Genomic DNA, 22,909 nt, shown 5'->3' with positions numbered 1-22,909 from the left:
TTGTGTCACTGCCGGATTTGCGTGCACAAAAACGCCCATACCATTACAGCAGAGAAAGTAAGCCATGCTGAAGTACAGTAAAACGCCAGGCATCTTTAAATTAGAAGGTAATCGGCTCGGACGCCCCTACCATCGCCTGCCGACCCTGTTTACAGGGAATTTTGATGTTATTGATTCACATCTGGGCAGCTATTTTCTCAAAAAGCATCGCAGCAATATCACCTTAAAAAAGATTGGCTGCGAAATGGATATTATTAATAAAAACGCCGAGCTAATGGTTTCCCAGGTCGGGCATCTGGCGTTTGATATTGATCGCTCCTTGCTGTTAATGCTGCTGGGCAATTTTTATGGTCTGGAGTCATCTCTTGAAGAAGCGAAATCCCATCATGGATTACCGACAAAAACTGAAACGCGATTAAAGAACCGCCTCGCACTGGATATTTGCACGCTGATTTTTAATCTGCAAACCTCCGGCATTGCGCTGAAATTAAAACTGGACAGCAGCACGGTGATTACCCACTGGGCGTATCAATTAACCTTTACCCTCGCGGGCGATGAAGAGTGCAGTTTTCGTATTTTGCTCGACGACGCCCACACCGATTTTATTTTAAATCTGATTCGCCACAGCGAGCACAGTAAACCGCAGCAGATGGCGAGATCGGTAAATAAGCCAGCACTGATTAAAGAGATCATCCGCTCCCTGCCGCTGACCCTGAACGTCAAAATCGCCGAAATGTCGATGAATGTCGCCGATCTCTCGCAGATAAAAGCCGGGGATATTTTACCCATTTCGCTGGGAGAAACGTTCCCGGTGGCGATTGGGCAATCTGAATTATTTAGCGCCCTGATTGTGGAAGACAAAGACAAACTGTTTTTGTCGGAGCTGACGGGCAAGAATGAGAATAGCCATGAGTAAGCAAGAAGATATTTTAGCCGGGGATTTTGGGCTCGCCGATGAAGTTGCGCCTGTCACGAAATCCGCCGACGCCGCAACGCTGGTCACCCGCCTGGAGGACCGCTTTTCTGACTCGATGACGCTGCTGAAACGCATTCCGGTGACCTTAACGCTGGAAGTGTCGTCGGTGGAAATCATGTTAGCCGACCTGCTTAATATCGACGACGACACGGTGATTGAGCTGGATAAACTCGCCGGGGAGCCGCTGGATATTAAAGTGAACAATATCCTGCTGGGCAAAGCGGAAGTGGTGGTGGTCAACGAGAAGTACGGCCTGCGCGTGCTGGAATTTAACACCCGCGACATCAACGATCTGGCACCATGAAACGCCGCACTCAACTGACGCTGGGCCTGGCATTGCTGGCGCTCGCGCCGCTGGCGTTGGCACAGGGCGGCAATATTGCGCTGCTTAATGTGGTGACCCACGGCAACACTCAGGAGTACAGTGTCAAAATTCAGGTACTTATTCTGATGACCCTCGTCGGTTTGCTGCCGACGATGGTGCTGATGATGACCTGCTTTACGCGCTTTATTATCGTGCTGTCGCTGCTGCGCCAGGCGCTGGGGCTGCAACAAACGCCGCCAAACCGCATTCTGATTGGCATTGCGCTCTCCCTCACCATGTTGGTGATGCGCCCTATCTGGCTCAATATTTACGACCACGCGGTGGTGCCGTTTGAAAACGATCAGATTACCCTGACCGATGCGCTAAGTACCGCCGCTACGCCGCTGAAACGCTTTATGCTGGCGCAGACCGACAAAAAAGCGATGGCACAAATCATGACCATCGGCGGCGCGAAGGGCAATGCCGCCGACCAGGATCTCACAATTGTGGTACCCGCCTATGTGTTGAGCGAGCTGAAAACCGCGTTCCAGATTGGCTTTATGATTTACATCCCGTTTCTGGTTATCGACCTGATTGTCGCCAGCGTACTGATGGCGATGGGGATGATGATGCTGTCGCCGCTGATTGTTTCGCTGCCCTTTAAGCTGATGCTGTTTGTGCTGATCGACGGCTGGTCGCTGACCATCGGCACGCTCACCACCAGCATTCGCGGGCTGGGGCTGGGCTGATTATGTTAACCGTAGACGTCGCCGCCGACATTGTCGCCAGCGGCATAAAAGTGGTGATCCTGCTGGTTTCGGTGCTGGTAGTACCAAGCCTTCTCGTCGGCCTGCTGGTGAGCGTGTTCCAGGCGGTGACGCAGATTAACGAACAGACCCTGAGCTTTTTGCCAAGGCTGATTGTCACGCTGGTGGTGCTGGGGGTGTGCGGCAAATGGATGATTATCCAGTTGCATGACCTGTGCATTCATCTGTTTACCCAGGCCGCGTTGCTGGTGCATTAAGATGCGCACAAGCGACGTTACGCAACTAACTGATATGGCGCTGGGGCTGTGGTTTCCCTTCGTGCGCATTATGGCGTTTCTGCGCTATGTGCCGGTGCTGGATAACAGTGCTCTGACCGTGCGCGTGCGGATTATTTTGTCGCTGGCGCTGGCAATCATCATCACGCCGTTGATCCCCCATCCCATTCCCCACGATCTGCTATCGCTCAACAGCCTGATCCTGACGATGGAGCAAATTTTATGGGGCATGTTGTTCGGTCTGATGTTTCAGTTTCTGTTTCTTGCACTGCAACTGGCCGGGCAAATTCTCTCGTTCAATATGGGGATGAGCATGGCGGTGATGAACGACCCGAGCAGCGGCGCATCGACCACCGTGCTGGCGGAGCTTATCAACGTCTATGCGATCCTGCTGTTTTTTGCCATGGACGGGCATCTGCTGCTGGTAAGCGTGCTGTACAAAGGCTTCACCTACTGGCCGATTGGCAACGCGCTGCATCCGCAAACCCTGCGCACCATCGCGCTGGCCTTTAGCTGGGTGCTGGCGTCGGCATCGCTGCTGGCGCTGCCGACCACTTTTATCATGCTGATTGTGCAGGGCTGCTTTGGCCTGCTTAACCGCATTGCGCCGCCGCTAAACCTCTTTTCACTGGGCTTTCCGATCAACATGCTGGCGGGGCTGGTCTGTTTTGCCACCCTGCTCTACAACCTGCCGGATCACTATCTGCATCTGGCGAATTTTGTGTTGCAGCAACTCGACGCGCTGAAAGGTCACTATGGCGGATAGCAGCAGCGAAGAAAAAACAGAGAAACCCTCGGCGCAAAAGCTGCGTAAAGCGCGCGAAGAGGGGCAACTGCCGCGCTCGAAGGATATGGGGCTGGCGGCGAGCCTGTTTGCGGCGTTTGTGGTGATCTCCAGCAGCTTCCCGTGGTATGCCGATTTTGTGCGCGAGAGTTTTATCAGCGTGCATCAGTATGCGCAGGAGATTAGTAACCCGGAAGTGATCGGCCAGTTTCTGCGCCATCACCTGTTAATTCTCGGCAAGTTTATTCTCACGCTGCTGCCGATGCCCGCCGCCGCGCTACTCTCTTCGCTGGTGCCTGGCGGCTGGCTGTTTCTGCCGAAAAAAATCCTCCCGGACTTCAGCAAAATCAGTCCGTTAAAAGGCATTGGTCGGCTGTTTTCCAGCGAACATCTGGCGGAAACGGGGAAGATGACGGTGAAATCGGCGGTGGTGCTGGTGATGCTGTGGATTAGCCTGCGCAATAACTTTGCCACCTTTCTCGGCCTGCAGGCGCTGCCGTTCAAACTGGCGATTGGCGATGGTTTGTCGCTCTACGCCAGCGTGATGCGCAACTTTGTCATTCTGTTTATTTTCTTCGCGCTTCTCGACGTGCCGCTGGCGAAAGCTCTGTTCACCAAAGGGCTGAAGATGACCAAACAGGAGCTGAAAGAAGAATACAAAAATCAGGAAGGTCAGCCGGAAGTGAAAGCGCGCGTGCGGCGGCTGCAACGGCAACTGGCGATGGGGCAAATCCGCAAAGTGGTGCCGAAAGCCAACGTGGTGATCACCAACCCGACCCACTACGCCGTGGCGTTGCAGTATGACCAGTCGCGCGCCGCCGCGCCGTTTGTGGTGGCGAAAGGCACTGATGAAATCGCCCTCTATATTCGCCAGGTCGCCGCTGAAAATCAGGTTGAAGTGGTGGAGTTTCCGCGACTGGCGCGCTCGGTTTACTACACCACTCAGGTGAACCAGCAAATTCCGTTTCAGCTTTACCGGGCCATCGCCCACGTTCTGACTTACGTCCTGCAAATGAAACACTGGCGCGACGGCGCACAGCCGCGCCCGGCCCTGAACAGACATATTTCCATTCCCAAAGAGGTGCTTAAACTGGATGGCGAAAACAACTAAATCGTTCCTTGCGCTGCTGCGCGGCGGCAATCTCGGCGTGCCGCTGGTGATCCTGTGTATTCTGGCGATGGTTATTCTGCCGCTGCCGCCTGCGCTGCTGGATATTCTGTTCACCTTCAACATTGTGCTGGCGGTGATGGTGCTGCTGGTAGCGGTGTCGGCGAAACGACCGCTGGAATTCAGCCTGTTCCCGACCATTTTGCTGATCACCACCTTAATGCGCCTGACGCTCAACGTCGCCTCCACGCGCGTGGTGCTGCTGCACGGGCATCTCGGCGCGGGCGCGGCGGGTAAGGTGATTGAGTCGTTTGGTCAGGTGGTGATTGGCGGCAACTTTGTCGTCGGTTTCGTGGTGTTTATCATCCTGATGATCATCAACTTTATCGTCGTCACCAAAGGGGCCGAGCGTATTTCCGAGGTTTCTGCCCGCTTTACCTTAGACGCGATGCCCGGTAAACAGATGGCGATTGACGCCGATCTTAACGCCGGGTTGATCAACCAGGCGCAGGCGCAAACCCGGCGTAAAGATGTTGCCAGCGAGGCCGATTTCTACGGCGCGATGGACGGGGCATCGAAGTTTGTACGCGGGGACGCCATCGCCGGGATGATGATTCTGGCGATCAACCTGATCGGCGGCGTCTGTATCGGGATCTTCAAATACAACCTGAGCGCCGACGCCGCCTTCCAGCAATATGTGCTGATGACCATCGGCGACGGGCTGGTGGCGCAGATCCCTTCCCTGCTGCTCTCCACCGCGGCGGCGATTATTGTCACCCGCGTCAGCGATAACGGCGATATCGCCCATGACGTGCGCCACCAGCTGCTGGCAAGCCCGTCGGTGCTCTACACCGCCACCGGGATCATGTTCGTGCTGGCGGTGGTGCCGGGAATGCCGCACCTGCCGTTCCTGATGTTCAGCGCCCTGCTGGGCTTTACCGGCTGGCGGATGAGCAAACAGCCGCAGGCGGCGGAGGCGGAAGAGAAAAGCCTCGAAACGCTGACCCGCACTATCACCGAAACCAGCGAGCAACAGGTCAGTTGGGAAACCATTCCGCTGATCGAACCCATCAGTTTAAGCCTCGGCTACAAGCTGGTGGCGCTGGTCGATAAAGCGCAGGGCAACCCGCTCACCCAGCGTATTCGCGGCGTGCGGCAGGTGATTTCCGACAGCAACGGCGTTCTGCTACCGGAGATACGCATTCGGGAAAACTTCCGCCTCAAGCCCAGCCAGTACGCCATTTTCATCAACGGCATTAAGGCTGATGAAGCGGATATTCCGGCGGATAAACTGATGGCCCTGCCCTCCAGCGAAACCTACGGCGAGATTGACGGCGTGCTGGGGAACGACCCGGCGTACGGGATGCCGGTCACCTGGATTCAGCCCGCGCAGAAGGCGAAGGCGCTAAATATGGGGTATCAGGTGATCGACAGCGCCAGCGTGATTGCTACCCATGTGAATAAGATTGTGCGCAGCTATATTCCTGATTTATTTAACTATGACGACATCACGCAGTTGCATAACCGTTTGTCGTCGATGGCACCACGGCTGGCGGAAGATTTGAGCGCGGCGCTGAATTACAGCCAGTTGCTGAAAGTGTACCGGGCGCTGCTGACCGAAGGCGTTTCCCTGCGCGATATCGTCACCATCGCCACCGTGCTGGTAGCCAGTAGCACCGTCACCAAAGATCATATTCTGCTGGCGGCCGATGTGCGCCTGGCACTGCGGCGCAGTATCACCCATCCGTTCGTTCGCAAGCAGGAGCTGACGGTATATACGCTGAATAATGAGCTGGAAAATCTGCTGACCAATGTGGTGAATCAGGCGCAACAGGCCGGGAAAGTGATGCTCGACAGCGTGCCGGTGGACCCGAATATGCTCAACCAGTTCCAGAGCACGATGCCGCAGGTAAAAGAGCAGATGAAAGCGGCGGGGAAAGATCCGGTGCTGCTGGTGCCGCCGCAGCTGCGCCCTTTGCTGGCGCGCTATGCAAGGTTGTTTGCGCCGGGGCTGCATGTGCTGTCGTATAACGAAGTGCCGGACGAGCTGGAGTTGAAGATTATGGGGGCGTTGATGTAGGTATCCGGCATCGGTGCACAACTGCCGGATGCGGCGTGAACGCCTTATCCGGCCTACGGTTCAGGCACGATTTGTAGATACTGTTATGACCTGCAAGTTTTTTTATACTCCGGTATCCCGGCATGCCAGACACAGCGCCGTCAGGCGCTGTTTTTTTCATCCCTTCCGCGATTTTTATGCAGCTACCGGATTATGCCGCGACGCATCGAACGGCACGCCTGACTTCAGCACTCCATACGCCACCTGGGCCAGTTTGCGCATCATCGCGCCAAGAATCACTTTTCCTTTCTTGCCATTAGCCGTCAGACGCTCGCGGAACGCTCGTCCCCACTCTGTCTTGCTGGTGGCTACCATTGCAGGCATATACAACGCCCTGCGAAGCGACACATGTCCGGCTTTACTCAACCGGCTTGCCCCTCTCACACTGCTCCCTGATTCATAACGCCGTGCTATCAGACCCGCAAAAGCGGCGAACTGTCTGGCATGGGCGAAGCGGTCCTTCAGACCGATATAAGCCAGTAATACCGCGGATGTTTTCTCTCCGATACCCGGGATACTTTCCAGCAGCTTCCTGCGGTGTTTCATATCCGGATCATCGTCTGTCAGGTCTTTTATCTGCTTCTCAAGGCGCTTCAGCTCTGCTTCAAGCCACAGAAGGTGGGCATCAATGCTCGGCTTCTGGACTTCCCGCGCCGTCTCAGTGCGGTTCAGCTCCTGCGTGTGCATATCTGTCAGCGCCTGGTGGCGTACTACCAGGGCACGCAACGCGCGTTCAAGCGGGTGAGGCGCTTCCCAGGCTGCAGGACGCTTCTGACGACAGAACTCTGCCAGCATGCGCGCATCCACGGTATCAGTCTTGTTACGCAGTCCTTCACTCTGAGCGAAAGCTTTACCCAGTGCAGGATTAATGACTGACACGATGTAGCCAGCATCGTAAAGGCACTCTGCGACAGGTTCCATATAGGTGCCGGTCGCTTCGATGCAGATATGCGCATGGTCAATCTTGTGGCCCTTCAGCCAGCTCACCAGCTCATCGTGCCCTTTAGTGGTGTTAGCGAATTTTTTGGTGCGATGACGGCCATCAGGGCGCAACACATCGACATCCAGTTTCTCTTTAGCAGTGTCGATACCAATATAATGAAGTTCATGTTCCATAGTGAAACCAACCTTGCAAATACGGATTACCGGGAAAACCGGTCCATGATACTGTCCGGTTTATCACTCTGGGAGAAAGGCAGTCCGCTGCATAAATCTACAACGCAGGTTAGAAACCCAAGGCCGGATACGGCATGCGGACTGCAGGTCAGAGAAAACTGGCCGATTTTCTCTGCACAGGAGGGATAATACAAGGCCGGATAAGCGTAAGCGCATCCGGCACCGGCGCACAGTTATAAAATGATACGCTCCCCGGCATTCAAATCCGTTACATCACCCGCCCAATCGATGGGATATAACCCTTTCGCGACATCGCGATGAAACGTTGAAAATGGCCAATCACTCACTTGCTTTACCCAGCCATGTTTCACTGGATTTATGTAAATATAATCAACATGATGGCGATAATCTTTGGTATTACGGATGGCGTGCTCCCAAAAACGCGGTTGCCAGATATTTTTCATTCCACAGGCATGGGTGAATTGCTTTTTAATTTCCCGCCAGCGAGAAGAAAAATCATCATCATTTTCCGGTAATGTCCAGATACAGTGCATATGCTCCGGCAAAACAACCCAGGCATTGATTTCAAAGGGGCGGTCTCGCTTAACTTTTATAATGGAATTTCGAAGCGCGTGAAACTGGGTGGTCAAAAGCTGGCTTCGACGATTCCGTAAATTTACCGTGAAAAACCAGGTTCCCCCCTTGATGTAATAACGACGATATTCAGACATAGCGACTCCTTTTTCTCAACGGTAAGAAGAAAAGGAAAAGTCGACAATAAGGTTGTTTTATATCGGGAAAGCGGCTCGCAAAAAATTCGCAGACTCGTAGGCATGATAAGACGCAAAGCGTCGCATCAGGCATCCGCGCACAACTGCCGGATGCGGCGTGAACGCCTTATCCGTCCTACAAAATCGTCTCTTCCGTCAAAATCCGTCGCGCGCCCAAAAAATGATCCTGCCAGAAAGGTTCGGCTAACCGACTTATCCGAATGGTTTCGCCGGTACGTGGCGACTCGATAAATTGCCCATCGCCCAGATACACGCCCATATGGTCGGCAATTTCGCGGCTGTGGATATGGAAAAACAGCAAATCTCCCCGGCGCAGGTCGTTGTTCGCCACAATCGTCGCCCGATGGTAGTGATACATCTCATTCGCCGTACGCGGGAGCTTCGCCTCGAGGATCTTGTTGTAGGCATAAAAAACCAACCCGCTACAGTCGAAGCCTTTGTCGGGCCGCGTGCCGCCCCAGACGTAAGGCTTGCCAAGCTGCTGCTCCAGACGGTGGATCGCCACTTCGGTAATATTGTGCAGGTGGTCGCTGCTTAAGAAGTGGTTGTTTTCCGCCAGCGACTGCCAGCGTCTGTCACTTGCCTTGAGCGGCGCAGGAAACCACTCCGGATGCTGTTTTATCTGTTCGCGGTTATGTTGCCGCAGCGCCCTTCTGCTTTGTGCATCGCCTTCCACAATGTAGCTGGCCTGTGTTTTCAGATGTGCCTGGTACCGTTTTAGCAACCGCGTACGGTTTTGCATCCGCTGGCGGGCGGCGTAGCTAAAAGAGATATGTGATGTGGTGGCGCTGGCGAATAAAGGAAGCAAAACGCATAACGAAAGCACGCCTGGATGCAGAAATCTGCCGTGTGAGAACAAATACATGGAGGATATAAACCGGCTGAATGAAGATGAGAATATTAGAGGACAGGAAGGAGAAGCGGGATTATTAATTGCTTATTTGCATATTACTATCGAGGTTTCATAATCTTAGGAAATAAGAAATAAATCCGTTTTACATGCGCTTTTCGGACTTTTGAAAATCACCACTTATGCTAAATTTGTAAACCCAGCGCCGACAGACTTGCGTAAAACTCTTTTGGTGATAATGTGAGCCTTCCAAATCCAGACTATTCCGATTTGGGATCTATTTTGCCGTCCTGGCGTGTGTAACCGTTTTATCAAGGAATAAGCAGTATGCGTAAAATCGCATTAATTCTTGCGATGTTGTTGGTCCCGTGCGTTTCGTTTGCCGGTTTGCTGGGCAGCAGTAGCTCTACCACGCCAGTGAGCAAAGAGTATAAGCAGCAGTTGATGGGATCCCCTGTCTACATCCAAATCTTCAAGGAAGAACGTACGCTCGATCTCTACGTCAAAATGGGCGAGCAATATCAGCTACTCGACAGCTATAAAATCTGTAAATATTCCGGCGGGTTAGGACCAAAACAGCGTCAGGGCGATTTCAAAAGTCCGGAAGGGTTTTATAGTGTCCAGCGTAATCAGTTAAAACCAGATAGCCGTTACTACAAAGCGATTAATATTGGTTTTCCTAACGCCTATGACCGTGCGCATGGTTATGAAGGGAAATACCTGATGATCCACGGCGATTGTGTTTCCATCGGCTGCTACGCGATGACCAATCAGGGCATTGATGAGATCTTCCAGTTCGTTACTGGTGCGCTGGTGTTTGGTCAGTCAAGTGTGCAGGTGAGCATTTACCCGTTCCGTATGACCGACGCCAACATGCAACGTCATAAGTATTCCAACTTTAAAGACTTCTGGGAGCAGCTGAAGCCAGGCTACGACTACTTTGAACAGACCCGTAAGCCACCGACCGTTTCTGTGGTCAATGGCCGTTACGTGGTCAGCAAACCGTTGAGCCACGAAGTTGTGCAGCCACAACTGGCATCAAACTACACGCTCCCCGAGGCAAAATAAGCGCCATTCGCCTGGCATAATCTTTTGCCAGGTTTCATTGCCCGTCAGCGGCTGTGTCGCTATTACCGTGACCACATCATCCGGTGTGGTCTGCGAACTGAAGTCGATCTCCACATCCCTGTCCAGCAACGTTGCTACGCCAAACGGTGCGCGGCGGGTGATCCAGTGCAGATTGGTCGAACAATACGCCATTACATAGCGCCCGTCCGAGAGCAGCATGTTGAAAACGCCCTTCTGCCGCAGCTCATCCGCCAGTGAAGCGATATATTTAAACACCGCAGCCATGTTGCCCGGCGTGCGCGGGTAACGCTGCGTTAATTTATGCAGCAGCCAGCAAAAGGCTTTTTCGCTGTCAGTTTCACCGACCGGGCGAAAGTTGCCGGTTTCCAGTGATTTATAGCCCGTCAGTTGCCCGTTATGGGCATAAGTCCAGTTGCGTCCCCATAACTCGCGGGTAAACGGGTGAGTATTTTCCAGCGCCACCTCGCCCCGATTTGCCTGGCGAATATGAGCCACAACCGAACAGGATTTTATCGGGTAGTCCTGGACAAGTTTGGCGATGGGGGAATTAAAGCTGGGTTGTGGATCTTTAAATGTGCGACAGCCTTTACCTTCGTAAAAGGTAATGCCCCAACCATCTTTATGTGGCCCGGTTCCACCACCACGCTGTACAAGCCCGGTGAAACTAAAGCAGATATCGGTAGGGACGTTGGCGCTCATCCCGAGCAATTCGCACATCGGTAACCTCCACAACAGCGGGAGCGCATGGCCCCCGGCGAAGATTGATTTAAGAATTTTCAGGCCGGATGCGGCGTGAACGCCTTATTCGGCCTACGCCAGACTTACTTAACCATCTCTTTTTCAATTAACTGGATCAGGATATGGATCACTTTAATGTGAATTTCCTGAATGCGGTCGGCATAACCAAAATGCGGAACGCGAATTTCGATATCCGCCGTGCCTGCCATTTTACCGCCGTCTTTACCAGTCAGGGTGATCACTTTCATGCCCTTCTCACGCGCCGCCGCAATCGCTTTGATCACGTTCGCTGAGTTGCCGGAAGTGGAGATCCCCAGCAGCACATCGCCTTCGCGACCTACCGCTTCAACGTAGCGGGAGAAAATATCGTTAAAGCCAAAATCATTGCCAACACAGGTGATGTGGCTGACATCTGAAATGGCAATCGCCGGATAGCCCGGACGGTTTTCACGGTAGCGACCGGTCAGTTCTTCAGCAAAGTGCATGGCGTCGCAATGGGAGCCGCCGTTGCCACAGGAAAGCACCTTGCCACCGGCTTTAAAGCTGTCTGCTAACAGGACCGCCGCGCGCTGAATGGCGTGAATATTGGCGTCATCTTTTAAAAAGTTAGCCAGCGTTTCCGCCGCTTCGTTCAGTTCGTTACGAATAAGATCCTGGTACATGAGGATATCCTTCAGCATAAATGTAATAGACAAAATGCAGTGTACCGGATACCGCCAAAAGCGAGAAGTACAGGCAGGTGCAATGACCAGGACTTTTTGACCTGAAGTGCGGATAAAAACAGCAACAATGTGAGCTTTGTAGTAATTATATTGTAAACACATTGCTAAATGTTTTCACATCCACTACAACCATATCATCACAAGTGGTCGGACCTCCTACAAGTAAGGGGCTTTTCGTTATGATGATTTTGAGTATTCTCGCTACGGTTGTCCTGCTCGGCGCGCTGTTCTATCACCGCGTGAGCTTATTTATCAGCAGTCTGATTTTGCTCGCCTGGACAGCCGCCCTCGGCGTTGCTGGTCTGTGGTCGGCGTGGGTACTGGTGCCTCTGGCCATTATCCTCGTACCGTTTAACTTTGCGCCTATGCGTAAGTCGATGATTTCTGCGCCGGTATTCCGTGGATTCCGTAAGGTGATGCCACCGATGTCGCGCACCGAGAAAGAAGCGATTGATGCCGGCACCACCTGGTGGGAAGGCGACTTGTTCCAGGGCAAACCGGACTGGAAAAAGCTGCATAACTATCCGCAGCCGCGCCTGACCGCTGAAGAGCAAGCGTTTCTCGACGGCCCGGTAGAAGAAGCCTGCCGGATGGCGAATGATTTCCAGATCACCCATGAACTGGCAGACCTGCCGCCGGAGCTGTGGGCGTATCTGAAAGAGCATCGCTTCTTCGCGATGATCATCAAAAAAGAGTACGGCGGGCTGGAGTTCTCGGCTTATGCCCAGTCTCGCGTGCTGCAAAAACTCTCTGGCGTGAGCGGGATCCTGGCGATTACCGTCGGCGTGCCGAACTCACTAGGCCCGGGCGAACTGCTACAACATTACGGCACTGACGAGCAGAAAGATCACTATCTGCCGCGTCTGGCGCGTGGTCAGGAGATCCCTTGCTTTGCGCTGACCAGCCCGGAAGCGGGTTCCGATGCGGGTGCGATTCCTGACACCGGGATTGTCTGCATGGGTGAATGGCAGGGCCAGCAGGTGCTGGGCATGCGTCTGACCTGGAACAAACGCTACATTACGCTCGCGCCAATTGCGACCGTGCTTGGTCTGGCGTTTAAACTCTCCGATCCGGAGAAATTACTCGGTGGTGCAGAAGATTTAGGCATTACCTGTGCGCTGATCCCGACCACCACGCCGGGCGTGGAGATTGGTCGTCGCCACTTCCCGCTGAACGTGCCATTCCAGAACGGACCGACGCGCGGTAAAGATGTCTTCGTACCGATCGATTACATTATCGGCGGACCAAAAATGGCCGGACAAGGCTGGCGGATGCTGGTGGAGTGCCTCTCAGTGGGCCGCGGCATTACCCTGCCTTCCAACTCAACCGGCGGCGTGAAGTCGGTAGCACTGGCAACCGGCGCGTATGCTCACATTCGTCGTCAGTTCAAAATCTCTATCGGCAAGATGGAAGGGATTGAAGAACCGCTGGCGCGTATTGCCGGGAACGCTTATGTGATGGATGCTGCGGCATCGCTGATTACCTACGGCATTATGCTCGGTGAAAAACCTGCCGTGCTGTCGGCTATCGTTAAGTATCACTGTACCCACCGCGGGCAGCAGTCGATTATTGATGCGATGGATATCACTGGCGGTAAAGGTATTATGCTCGGGCAGAGCAACTTCCTGGCGCGTGCTTACCAGGGCGCACCGATTGCCATCACTGTTGAAGGGGCGAATATTCTGACCCGCAGCATGATGATCTTCGGCCAGGGGGCGATTCGTTGCCATCCGTACGTGCTGGAAGAGATGGAAGCGGCGAAGAACAATGACGTCAACGCGTTCGATAAACTGTTGTTCAAACATATCGGTCACGTAGGTAGCAACAAGGTTCGCAGCTTCTGGCTGGGCCTGACGCGCGGTTTAACCAGCAGCACGCCAACCGGCGATGCCACTAAACGTTATTATCAGCATCTGAACCGCCTGAGCGCCAACCTCGCCCTGCTTTCTGATGTCTCAATGGCGGTGCTGGGCGGCAGCCTGAAACGTCGCGAGCGCATCTCGGCACGTCTGGGGGATATTTTAAGCCAGCTTTACCTCGCCTCTGCCGTTCTGAAGCGTTATGACGATGAAGGCCGTAATGAAGCCGATCTGCCGCTGGTACACTGGGGCGTTCAGGATGCGCTGTATCAGGCTGAACAGGCGATGGATGATTTACTGCAAAACTTCCCGAACCGCGTGGTTGCCGGGTTGCTGAATGTGGTGATCTTCCCGACCGGACGTCACTATCTGGCACCGTCTGACAAGCTGGATCATAAAGTGGCGAAGATTTTACAAGTGCCGAGCGCCACCCGTTCACGCATTGGTCGCGGTCAGTACCTGACGCCGAGCGAGCATAATCCGGTTGGCCTGCTGGAAGAAGCGCTGGTGGATGTGATTACCGCCGACCCGATTCATCAGCGGATCTGTAAAGAGCTGGGTAAAAACCTGCCGTTTACCCGACTAGATGAACTGGCGCACAACGCGCTGGCGAAGGGGCTGATTGATAAAGATGAAGCCGCCATTCTGGTGAAAGCGGAAGAGAGCCGTCTGCGCAGTATTAACGTTGATGACTTTGAGCCGGAAGAGCTGGCGACGAAGTCGGTAAAGTTGCCAGAGAAAGTGCGGAAAGTTGAAGCCGCGTAATTGAATAACGGAGCCGAAAGGCTCCGTTTCTTTATCTGCTAATTATTTAAAATTAAAGCCATCCGGATGGTTTTCCAGGCTGCCTGTCAACGCCGCGAACAGCACCGTTTTACCATCAATCGAGAGCGCATCGTTCACATTCAGCCAGGTGAGTTTCTCCTGGGAAGTTTTCTCATCAATGGTCGAGAACAGTCCCGTCATTTGATTAGATTTCTCGGACCACATCACCGCAATACGTTGCGAGCCGCAGTCATGCGGCTTACACGCACTCATTACCTGATAAGTCTCATCTCCCAACGTTACGGTTTGTGCGGGGGTATAAGTACCGCCTTTCATCACCCAGACTGGCAGCTTATGCCCTTGCACCATCTGATTAAACGCAGCTTTGGTGGCTTCGCCCTTTGCAAGGCTGCTAATGGTTAAATCATCCTGCGCCATTGCACTGGTGGCGATGACCAAAGCGGCGACCGTCGTTATTGCCTTAAACATCATTCCTCCCGAGCTTATCCTGCCCATGTTATTAACACCCTAAAGCCTGGCGATAACACGATAGTTTGCAAATCAGATATTTCCAATATCAGCATTTGTTATCAATTTATTCCGCAGTAAGGTAATAGCCTGATAAGGTGTTAAAGTGATAAAACCCTTCGCATAAAGGAGTTGTACACCGTGCCTGGTTTGAAGATTACGCTTTTGCAGCAACCGTTGGTGTGGATGGATGGTCCCGCCAACCTGCGCCACTTTGATCGACAACTGGAAAGTATTACCGGGCGTGATGTGATCGTTTTGCCGGAGATGTTTACCAGCGGCTTTGCCATGGAAGCGGCGGTTACGTCTCTGGCGCAGCACGACGTGGTGAACTGGATGACCGCCAAAGCGCAGCAGTGCAATGCGCTGATTGCAGGCAGTGTTGCATTGCAAACGGACTCTGGTGCGGTTAATCGCTTTTTGCTGGTTGAGCCGGGCGGCACGGTGCATTTTTATGACAAGCGTCATCTGTTTCGAATGGCGGATGAACATCTGCATTATAAAGCGGGCAATGAGCGAGTGATTGTGGAATGGCGCGGCTGGCGTATTTTGCCGCTGGTGTGCTACGACCTGCGTTTTCCGGTGTGGTCACGCAATCTCAATGATTATGACCTGGCAATCTACGTTGCCAACTGGCCTGCTCCACGCTCTCTGCACTGGCAGGCGTTGTTGACAGCCCGCGCGATTGAGAATCAGGCGTATGTGGTGGGATGTAATCGCGTCGGCAGCGATGGCAACGGCTGCCATTATCGCGGTGACAGTCGGGTAATTAACCCACAAGGCGAGATTATCGCCACCGCCGAACCGCACCAGGCCACGCGCATAGATGCGGAACTTTCGATGGTGGCGTTACGGGAATATAGAGAAAAGTTTCCGGCATGGCGGGATGCGGATGAGTTTAGGTTGCTGTGAGTGGGCGTTGTGTTTAAGGACGGGGAGAGTCGGTGAAGACTACGAAAGCCCGCTCTCCTGCGACCACTTTTAACATAGGAGTGTGGAAGTGCTTTTCCATCAATCGCGATGACGTCTTTGCCATCTGAAGAATGGCAGTCACGCATCCAGTTAATAAAGCATTCGTGAAATTTTACTGGACTGATACAGGATACAACTCTGGCAATGGTGTAGTGAACAGGAATACCATTTTCAAAATAACCATATCATTAGCAGTAATTACGTTATTAATCATTGTGATATTTCCATCTCTGTGATTAATACCGGATACGCATTTAATTGCAGAGCTTGCACAAAATTATCGCAGATAACAGGCAATAACAATAACCCATCAGCCCGCTGCTGTAATACATCCATTCGATCTACTGATTCAACATTAACAACCAAACCAAGGGCATTTAGCGATTTAAGCATCGCCAGATGTTCACTCATCCAGCGCAGAGAAAAAGGATCATCACCAATTATAAAAACAGGCCCCCAGCCTGAAAATAACTGGCGTTTCATTACAGTGCCTGGATGAAGTCGAGTACATATTACAGGAAATACTCCCTGTTGCTGTGGTTCCGATGATGTGGAATATTCAGAAATATTTTCCATTGCTAGTGAAGAATTAACACCCATGGATAATGGCGAAACAACCTCACTTTCCTTGCCAGCAATGGCTGTACTAATCTGAAAGGAAAACAACAATATTATTACGTATAAACTCATTTTTAACATAACACATTCAACCCATTTATTCATGTTATAGAATAATGATGATATTATAAATCATCATTAATGTTTAATCGTTTAATCGTTTAATCGTTTAATCGTTTAATCACACAATATAAAAAGTCATTGACCAATGTGAATTGGCAATATATCATTCAAATTAAAATCACTGAATATTTTATCAATCTCCCTTGCAGTTTCTATATATTTTACCTCTTTCGTCCTTGCATTATAAATAGCCCAAGCCTCGGGATGGGATGTTCCACCAAACCTTACAAAAAAACTCGATTTCACATTATTATATAAATTAACATCAGGAAAAGGATCTTCTCCAAAATTAGTAGTATTGAATAATGAAAGTTCGTATCGCTTAGAAAATTCTGTTGGCAGGATAGCTTCACTGCCATCTATAGCATTCATCCAGAGTTTATTACCATTATATTCCAACAATAATCTCTGTTTTGCATGTGTTTTATCTCGTTCTTTAACGACAACGAATACCTTTTTAACAATCTGCTGTGCAGATGGTCCTATTGTATTACCAAAAGCTGGCAACCCGATTTTGCCATAAACACTCTCCTGAATGAAATAAATATCCGTTTTATCGGCCTCGACAATATCTACCATTTATCCCTCCAAACAAGACCTGACTCCAGGACAAGAGCATAGTGTGTAGTAAACACTTCATGCTCTTGTCCTGACCATTGAAATAACAACTTTCGTTTGTTTACTGTACGCTGTCTAAATAGCTGCGTGGAATAAAGTTGCACTTTTTATCATCCCTTGCAGAGCAAGATTACGAAAGCCCGCCCCCGCAAGGACTGACGCGAGGTAGTCTCTGTCCGCAGCTGCTTTTCACACCTTACATCTTGCCCCTGCCTTGAGTATCTTATCTTTCGTTAAAATATTAATAGCGATCTTCCATATCCCTGAAAATAATTCTGCTGCGTTTCCTCTTCTTATTTTGCAGTCGTCTTCATTCATTACCACGTCCAGACGCCAGTGCAGCTTATTCTCCACGTGCCAGTGATTTCGGATCGCTGTGGCAAACTTCTCTGCGGTTAAATCAGCATAACTGATATAATATCTGACCGTCATTTCGAGTTCTTTCTTTTGTTCTGCTATTATTGATCGAAAGGAGGCTGCCACGCATAATTTCTTCAGTCCTTTCCATTCAAACGTGAAATCAATAAGTTCATCAGGGACATCGCAAACAATGTGAAGACGGATTTCTTCTCTGCCGTGACTCTTTTCACTAATTGCGTAACTGTCATGCTTTGGATTATTTAATTCTTTCAGTGGAAATTTTTCCTCAAAGGCTTTATTAAACCGCCCCTGATTTCCTTTTACAGCGAATAAATAATCACCTCCCTGTTTTTGTATCTTATCTGCAATATCTTTCTGGCAACCCATCGCATCAGTTGTGATAATTTTTCCTTTAATATCCAACATGTTAAGAAGTTCAGGGATAGCTGTAATCTCATTAGATTTCTCATACGTCTTGATCTGTCCGAGGACCAGACTGTGCATAGTTGAGAACGCGCTAATGACATGAATCGCTCCCTTACGGCGACTCTTGTCATAAGAATGCCGGAGTGTTTTTCCATCAATTGCAATGACGTCTTTATCATTTGATGAATGGCAGTCACGCATCCAGTTAATAAAGCACTCGTGAAATTTTGCAGGACTGATACAGGATACAACTCTGGCAATGGTATCGTGAACAGGAATACCATTTTCAAAATCACCATATTGTTTTAAAAAATCGAGATGTGTTTCCCCAAAATCCTCTATATCTTCCCATCCCTCTGCACCAGAAATGACGGCGCAAATAGTCAACAGTAGAATATCAGACAATTTATGTTCCACTTTCCAGGCTTGTCTGTAATCGGGGATAATAGAAATATGTTCCATCAATTTTTTAAGTTCCATTTTGCTCTCCTTATTTATGTAAGGAGTATTTGATCATATATAAGCTATGAAAAACAGTTTTAGGTAATAAGGAATATCTCAATTATTGAACATAAAATGCGAATCATTTAGTACAAAAAAGCAGCGTTACGTGATCTTTCCCTGCCTGATAAGTAATTAAATGCAAACCGATAATCTTATCGTGCATTCAGGGCTGGGAAGGCTTATTTATTAACAAGCAAAAAAAAAATCCATCAACTTAATTAATGTACATGTTCCCAATAAACATCAAAATGCTTAGTTTTTTGCTATAAAATCATTAAAAATAAATTAATTAAGATTTGTCACCCAGACGAATCGATGTTTTTTGAGTATAATAATCATCGTTGAAAATCGGCTCTAATCAATAATATATTTCCCCAGTATTGTATTCAGCCTCTCCATCTTCTAATAGGAAACTTCTGATTCCGGGGTCTTGCACTTTCATCTTCAAATTATCTGTGCCGAGCAATTTTTTTAATATTGATATTTCTGGCTTTATCGTACCGAGAAAATATACAGTTTTGTTATCCTGGATTAAAATAACGGGCAATGTGTCAAGATCGACATCTGCAACCATGTCAGGATGCTTATCAATATCCAGCCATACGAAGCAATCAGCGGTATATTCTTGTGCCAATTGGGAGAAATGATTCTCCCATGTCTGGCAGGATGAACACCAACTGGCACACAGGCATACAATCAGGCGGCGCCCCTCATGGAGCATCTTGCTTATCTGAACTGCATTATCACCTGGAAGCCAGTAATTCCTCTTACTATTCATAATGTAATCCTTCAGTTACGGATATCAACTTTAGGGACTGTCAAATCACCAGTGGCAAGATGCCATGATGCTGCGAAACGTGCTGCCTGAGTCGCTGTTGACAACAACTCATGACACCATTCAATTGATGGTTTTTTTCCATAAATAAGTGGACCAGAGGGGATATTTAATGCACTGGAGTCAGCAATTACTGCGGGAGCATTTGGTCTCACAAGTCCGATATCTGTGTCATCAGATTTAAAACTCAGTGGTTCTTCATCATTATTTGTTGTTGCAGTTTCCTGTATACAGTGTTCTGGTGTGGTCATATCCAGCCCGGAAATGAACCCAATTGACCAGAATGCCAGACGAGCGGTATGTTCTGTTTTAATAGCATCATAAAGAACGGGAAGTTGTGCTGGATCACCGTGATAAGCAAGAGTCAGCAGACGTAAACGCTCTGGTATGGAACTGATAATATTGTCTAAACGTGGATCACCCTGTGGCAGGCATAGTCCTGTCATACGTGCAATATATTCCTGTTTCCTGAGCAAAATAACCGCAGCAAGCCCTCGTTGAGGCGCGTTCTGCAAATGGAAAAGCAGGAGATCATGTAGTTCATACACGATATCAGTACAAGGTGACAGCCAGGCCAGTGCCAGTATAGCTTCTTCTCTTACGTCGGGTTCATAGTCTGACAGAATATTGATTATGGCCTGCTGCCAGTTATGCAGACGCAGTTTCCCTGCCAGATAACAGCAACTGGCGCGTATTCGTGGGTTTTTATGCGCGAATAATGGAGACAGATCCTCCAGTGGAATTATTCCGGCAATTGCTGAAGCGCGTAGCCAGGCCTCAAGCATAAAATCATCTGATGCTGAATCCTGACGCCAGTGTGCAAGAATTAATCGGGCTTGCGACTCAGGTAGCCAGGCTAGAGCTTCTGTCATACCTCGTAATGATGGTTCAATATTTCTAGTAGCTATTTTATGCAACTGCGCAATATACGATTTGTCATTCTGTTCCAGTGCCAGCAACCAGCAAACAAAGGCTTCACCTTCAGATTTCCAGCGTGAGTAATTTTTAAATGCTGCGTCCCAGCCATGGTTACCTGCTGCCCGTAAACCATCCAGATGCGCGTTTAACTGACGATGAAAATGATAGCGTTTCTGTGTGGTAATAAGTGGTGAATAACATCCTGAAACAATCTGTTGCCAGTAAAATACAGCATCTCTGGCATGTTGTTGTATTAGTGGTTTTATTATATTAATGCCCATTTAAATTTCCATGATAATTAGTTGTGATGAAAGTATTGTGCAATTACTAACTATTTCCCCCTTCTGCCTGAAGACGATTAATCAGTATATCCCAGTTATTGTCTTCCAGGCGAGCAGCGCTGTAGTATCCAGCCACTACCAGAATTGATTCTGTACAACTAATATAACCAGAGCACATTTTTACCTCCGGCGGTAAAACTGGTTGAATAACTTCGTCTCCCATAATCTGCCATATACCATAGTCAGACGTCCCCATACACGATCCTGATACGCTGCCAATAGCATAAACCTCACCGACCATTGTAACACCGACATATTGACTAAATGGAGTAATGGTTGTAGCTGAGAAAATCTTATCCATTCATTCATACCTACAATATCCCTATTGTTCACCTAATGGTTCATTATGATAAAAAGAGACGAATTTCTTTTTTGCTTTATGCTCTTCCATCACTGGAACAATATCATCTCTGGCCTCACGCAAAGTTAAATATATATAACCAGTATCCCTTACAGCCACACCATTTATATGGTAATATTTAAAAACTTCATCGTATTCATTTTGAGTGATCAGCATAAATTTAATCTGTATTTTATTTTGATTTTTCTTTATTAGAGAATAGTCAAGACTGATGCCCACCAATACCACTATTTGCATTCAATTTATTAGGGGCGTATAATTTATGCATAATAAATATCCAACTGCATTCTTAAACGTTTTTATCTATGATATTTTCTGATTAATAATGAAAGTTGACATCCTGTCTCTGGACTGTAATGGCAGTGCGACAATCACTACTCAGAACAGAAATCACCTTTCTCTGCCTGAACACAATTAATCAATATATCCCAGTGACCGTTTTCTAAGCGTGCTACACCATAATACCCGGCCAGAACTAGGGTTTTTTCTGTACAACTGATATAACCAGCGCACATTTTTACCTCGCTGGGTAAATCTGGCTGAACAACATCATCCCCAATTATTTGCCACACACCATAATCAGACGTTGCCCAGACACAATTTTCATACCATACCATTTGCCTGAACGGTAAGGTTAACTCTCCCCGATGAATCATTTTCCATTGATCTTTTCGACCTTTAAATATAGTACCGCTTTGCGCACCAATATAGACATAGCCATCCTGACCACAACAGATAGATTCAATGAGCATGTTGCTGGGAAAATGAATTTGCCTCCATTCATCACCATCGAAATTCCAGACATCCCCCTTACCGCCTGCGGCATAGATATCATTTTCAGAGAAGCCATCCACACAACTAAATCCAGCAGCGCCCAGGAATAGCATCTGTTCACGGATTGTTTTAATTTCATCTTGCGCAGGTAGATTGATACCTTTATTTAGTTTCTCCCAATTATTTCTGTCTATCCTGCGAACAACACTACGTGCGCATCCTACAACATACACTCGTCCACCAATAGTTCGGGTATTCCTAATGGCAAATTCATATGGGATCGGCTCTTCAAGTCCTTCAAAACCACTACCTATAGCAAAAACCTCATTTTCCATTGTAACGCCCACGTACTGACTGAATGGAATACTGGTTGTAGCCGAAAATATCTTGTCCATTCCTTCATAACCGCTGTATCCCCATTGCTCTCCTAATGGTTCATCAAAAAAAAAGGAAACAAATTTTTTTCTTGCCAGATGTTCTTCCATTACAGGGTCTATATCGTCTCGCTTTTCTCGTATGGTTATATAAATATAACCAGTGTCTCTTACTGCAACACCATTAATATAAAACCCGTTGAATATTTCATTGTACTCATCTTGAGTAATAAGCATATTTTTAATCTCGCGTTATTTTTATTTGTTTTTACTGGAGGAAGAGTATGGACGGGATTGTTTTCCTCCCATACCACTACTTGCATTTAATATATTAGGCTTGCACATTTCTTTATAATGTTCATCTAATTGTTTCTCAAGACATTTACGCTTACATAGAGATTCAGGAAAAGTTTCCATGACAGCATCAATCGCCATATCCCTGGCATCATCATAATCAATCTTATTATGATCACCGAACTTAAAAATACCCGTTTTTTTGTATTCGTTTATTTTATCCCTCATTTTACCATGCAATTGACCATGACTACCCCACTCAGGACTATTTGTTGTACCTTCAACACAAATTGTTGGTGCATTTTTATGTGATTGAGTTTTACCATCTCGATACTTCGGACAATTTGTGTTGTTATAAAACATAGCGCCGGGTAACACATGATGTCCGGTTTGTCCAGGGCAGCATCCATGCCCTTGTAAGTCTTCTGCCATATCATATGGAACAAAAATGCATTTCTTGGCCCTGGTACAGGGATTGAGTCGGCTGAGCAGTGACATCATATCGGTTATTGCTTTTACAGGACAGGGCAAGATTACGAAAGCCCGCCCCCCGCAAGGACTGACGCGAGGTAGTCTCTGTCCATGGCTGCTTTTCGCATC

Annotated in this window: 24 protein-coding genes and 2 pseudogenes; 10 read left to right on the top strand and 16 right to left on the bottom strand. The window is 49.0% G+C overall.

Annotated elements, in window-relative coordinates:
• The first annotated feature begins 64 nt into the window (after positions 1–64).
• Genes H9644_RS18755 through flhA form a run of 7 tightly spaced genes read left to right on the top strand, consistent with a single transcriptional unit; the run spans position 65 to position 6,294 of the window.
• Positions 65–916, top strand: coding sequence for a FliM/FliN family flagellar motor C-terminal domain-containing protein (locus tag H9644_RS18755; protein WP_191775929.1), 852 nt, complete (start codon positions 65–67; stop codon positions 914–916).
• Positions 909–1,280, top strand: a complete 372-nt coding sequence (locus tag H9644_RS18750) for a FliM/FliN family flagellar motor switch protein (RefSeq protein ID WP_191775926.1) — start codon at positions 909–911, stop codon at positions 1,278–1,280. The genes H9644_RS18755 and H9644_RS18750 overlap by 8 nt, the downstream gene beginning before the upstream one ends.
• Positions 1,277–2,029, top strand: a complete 753-nt coding sequence (fliP, locus tag H9644_RS18745; protein WP_191775923.1) for a flagellar type III secretion system pore protein FliP — start codon at positions 1,277–1,279, stop codon at positions 2,027–2,029. The genes H9644_RS18750 and fliP overlap by 4 nt, the downstream gene beginning before the upstream one ends.
• Positions 2,030–2,031: 2 nt before the next feature.
• Positions 2,032–2,304: a flagellar biosynthetic protein FliQ gene (locus H9644_RS18740; RefSeq protein ID WP_000958542.1), complete on the top strand. Its 273-nt coding sequence runs from the start codon at positions 2,032–2,034 to the stop codon at positions 2,302–2,304.
• 1 nt (position 2,305) lies between these two features.
• The gene (gene fliR, locus H9644_RS18735) at positions 2,306–3,088 is read left to right on the top strand and encodes a flagellar biosynthetic protein FliR (RefSeq protein WP_191775920.1); all 783 of its coding nucleotides are present in this window, start codon (positions 2,306–2,308) and stop codon (positions 3,086–3,088) included.
• The gene (flhB, locus tag H9644_RS18730) at positions 3,078–4,217 is read left to right on the top strand and encodes a flagellar type III secretion system protein FlhB (protein WP_191775915.1); all 1,140 of its coding nucleotides are present in this window, start codon (positions 3,078–3,080) and stop codon (positions 4,215–4,217) included. Before fliR ends, flhB begins: the two co-directional genes overlap by 11 nt.
• A complete protein-coding gene (flhA, locus tag H9644_RS18725; RefSeq protein ID WP_191775912.1) occupies positions 4,201–6,294 on the top strand; it encodes a flagellar biosynthesis protein FlhA in 2,094 nt (697 codons plus the stop codon). Before flhB ends, flhA begins: the two co-directional genes overlap by 17 nt.
• A 174-nt stretch (positions 6,295–6,468) precedes the next feature.
• Here the strand turns inward: flhA and H9644_RS18720 are convergent, their stop codons facing one another.
• From H9644_RS18720 to H9644_RS18710, 3 genes are all read right to left on the bottom strand, one after another.
• Entirely contained in the window at positions 6,469–7,449 is a 981-nt protein-coding gene (locus H9644_RS18720; RefSeq protein ID WP_064530438.1) for an IS110-like element IS621 family transposase, read from the bottom strand.
• Positions 7,450–7,682: 233 nt separating this feature from the next.
• Positions 7,683–8,180 (bottom strand): REP-associated tyrosine transposase, encoded by a 498-nt coding sequence (locus H9644_RS18715; protein WP_064530437.1) that lies wholly within the window; start codon positions 8,178–8,180, stop codon positions 7,683–7,685.
• A gap of 175 nt (positions 8,181–8,355) precedes the next feature.
• A complete protein-coding gene (locus H9644_RS18710) occupies positions 8,356–9,105 on the bottom strand; it encodes a C40 family peptidase (RefSeq protein WP_064530436.1) in 750 nt (249 codons plus the stop codon).
• A gap of 312 nt (positions 9,106–9,417) precedes the next feature.
• Between H9644_RS18710 and dpaA the strand changes: the two genes are divergently transcribed.
• On the top strand, positions 9,418–10,158 hold the full coding sequence (gene dpaA / locus H9644_RS18705; RefSeq protein ID WP_064530435.1) for a peptidoglycan meso-diaminopimelic acid protein amidase: 741 nt from the start codon (positions 9,418–9,420) through the stop codon (positions 10,156–10,158).
• On the opposite strand, the gene H9644_RS18700 is transcribed toward dpaA, so the two are convergent.
• Both H9644_RS18700 and lpcA read right to left on the bottom strand, forming a co-directional pair.
• Positions 10,129–10,896, bottom strand: a complete 768-nt coding sequence (locus H9644_RS18700) for a class II glutamine amidotransferase (protein WP_064530434.1) — start codon at positions 10,894–10,896, stop codon at positions 10,129–10,131. The two genes, dpaA and H9644_RS18700, sit on opposite strands and share 30 nt — an antisense overlap.
• Positions 10,897–11,000: 104 nt before the next feature.
• On the bottom strand, positions 11,001–11,579 hold the full coding sequence (lpcA, locus tag H9644_RS18695; protein ID WP_016159301.1) for a D-sedoheptulose 7-phosphate isomerase: 579 nt from the start codon (positions 11,577–11,579) through the stop codon (positions 11,001–11,003).
• A 239-nt stretch (positions 11,580–11,818) separates the two neighbouring features.
• On the opposite strand from lpcA, the gene fadE reads away from it, so the two are divergent.
• Positions 11,819–14,263 carry an acyl-CoA dehydrogenase FadE gene (gene fadE, locus H9644_RS18690; RefSeq protein ID WP_191775909.1) on the top strand — a complete coding sequence of 815 codons (2,445 nt, stop codon included), beginning with the start codon at positions 11,819–11,821 and terminating at the stop codon, positions 14,261–14,263.
• Between the two features lie 42 nt (positions 14,264–14,305).
• Here the strand turns inward: fadE and ivy are convergent, their stop codons facing one another.
• The gene (gene ivy / locus H9644_RS18685; protein ID WP_016159303.1) at positions 14,306–14,752 is read right to left on the bottom strand and encodes an Ivy family C-type lysozyme inhibitor; all 447 of its coding nucleotides are present in this window, start codon (positions 14,750–14,752) and stop codon (positions 14,306–14,308) included.
• Between the two features lie 180 nt (positions 14,753–14,932).
• Between ivy and yafV the strand changes: the two genes are divergently transcribed.
• Complete coding sequence (yafV, locus tag H9644_RS18680) at positions 14,933–15,703, top strand: 2-oxoglutaramate amidase (RefSeq protein WP_064530432.1); 771 nt, start codon at positions 14,933–14,935, stop codon at positions 15,701–15,703.
• Positions 15,704–15,753: 50 nt separating this feature from the next.
• On the opposite strand, the pseudogene H9644_RS18675 reads toward yafV, so the two are convergent.
• The 10 genes and pseudogenes from H9644_RS18675 to H9644_RS18630 all read right to left on the bottom strand — a co-directional run.
• Positions 15,754–15,948: pseudogene (locus tag H9644_RS18675) on the bottom strand (ISAs1 family transposase); the annotation flags it as partial.
• A 25-nt stretch (positions 15,949–15,973) separates the two neighbouring features.
• A complete protein-coding gene (locus H9644_RS18670; RefSeq protein WP_064530431.1) occupies positions 15,974–16,462 on the bottom strand; it encodes an integrating conjugative element protein in 489 nt (162 codons plus the stop codon).
• 117 nt (positions 16,463–16,579) lie between these two features.
• Entirely contained in the window at positions 16,580–17,083 is a 504-nt protein-coding gene (locus tag H9644_RS18665; RefSeq protein WP_064530430.1) for a hypothetical protein, read from the bottom strand.
• Positions 17,084–17,314: 231 nt separating this feature from the next.
• Positions 17,315–18,388 (bottom strand): annotated as a pseudogene (locus tag H9644_RS18660) (ISAs1 family transposase); the annotation flags it as partial.
• 382 nt (positions 18,389–18,770) lie between these two features.
• Positions 18,771–19,190, bottom strand: a complete 420-nt coding sequence (locus tag H9644_RS18655; RefSeq protein WP_191775906.1) for a thioredoxin domain-containing protein — start codon at positions 19,188–19,190, stop codon at positions 18,771–18,773.
• 11 nt (positions 19,191–19,201) lie between these two features.
• On the bottom strand, positions 19,202–20,446 hold the full coding sequence (locus tag H9644_RS18650; RefSeq protein ID WP_191775901.1) for a hypothetical protein: 1,245 nt from the start codon (positions 20,444–20,446) through the stop codon (positions 19,202–19,204).
• A gap of 46 nt (positions 20,447–20,492) precedes the next feature.
• Positions 20,493–20,807 carry a hypothetical protein gene (locus H9644_RS18645; RefSeq protein WP_191775899.1) on the bottom strand — a complete coding sequence of 105 codons (315 nt, stop codon included), beginning with the start codon at positions 20,805–20,807 and terminating at the stop codon, positions 20,493–20,495.
• Positions 20,808–20,828: 21 nt separating this feature from the next.
• On the bottom strand, positions 20,829–21,104 hold the full coding sequence (locus tag H9644_RS18640; protein ID WP_225221461.1) for a hypothetical protein: 276 nt from the start codon (positions 21,102–21,104) through the stop codon (positions 20,829–20,831).
• Positions 21,105–21,241: 137 nt separating this feature from the next.
• A complete protein-coding gene (locus H9644_RS18635; protein WP_225221460.1) occupies positions 21,242–22,252 on the bottom strand; it encodes a beta propeller repeat protein in 1,011 nt (336 codons plus the stop codon).
• Between the two features lie 21 nt (positions 22,253–22,273).
• Positions 22,274–22,909 (bottom strand): HNH/endonuclease VII fold toxin-2 domain-containing protein (locus H9644_RS18630; RefSeq protein WP_318240975.1); only part of this gene is annotated, 636 nt, incomplete at its 5' end.

The sequence above is a fragment of the Escherichia whittamii genome, assembly GCF_014836715.1.
Lineage (GTDB): Bacteria > Pseudomonadota > Gammaproteobacteria > Enterobacterales > Enterobacteriaceae > Escherichia > Escherichia whittamii.
This window is presented reverse-complemented; position numbering and strand designations above follow the sequence as displayed.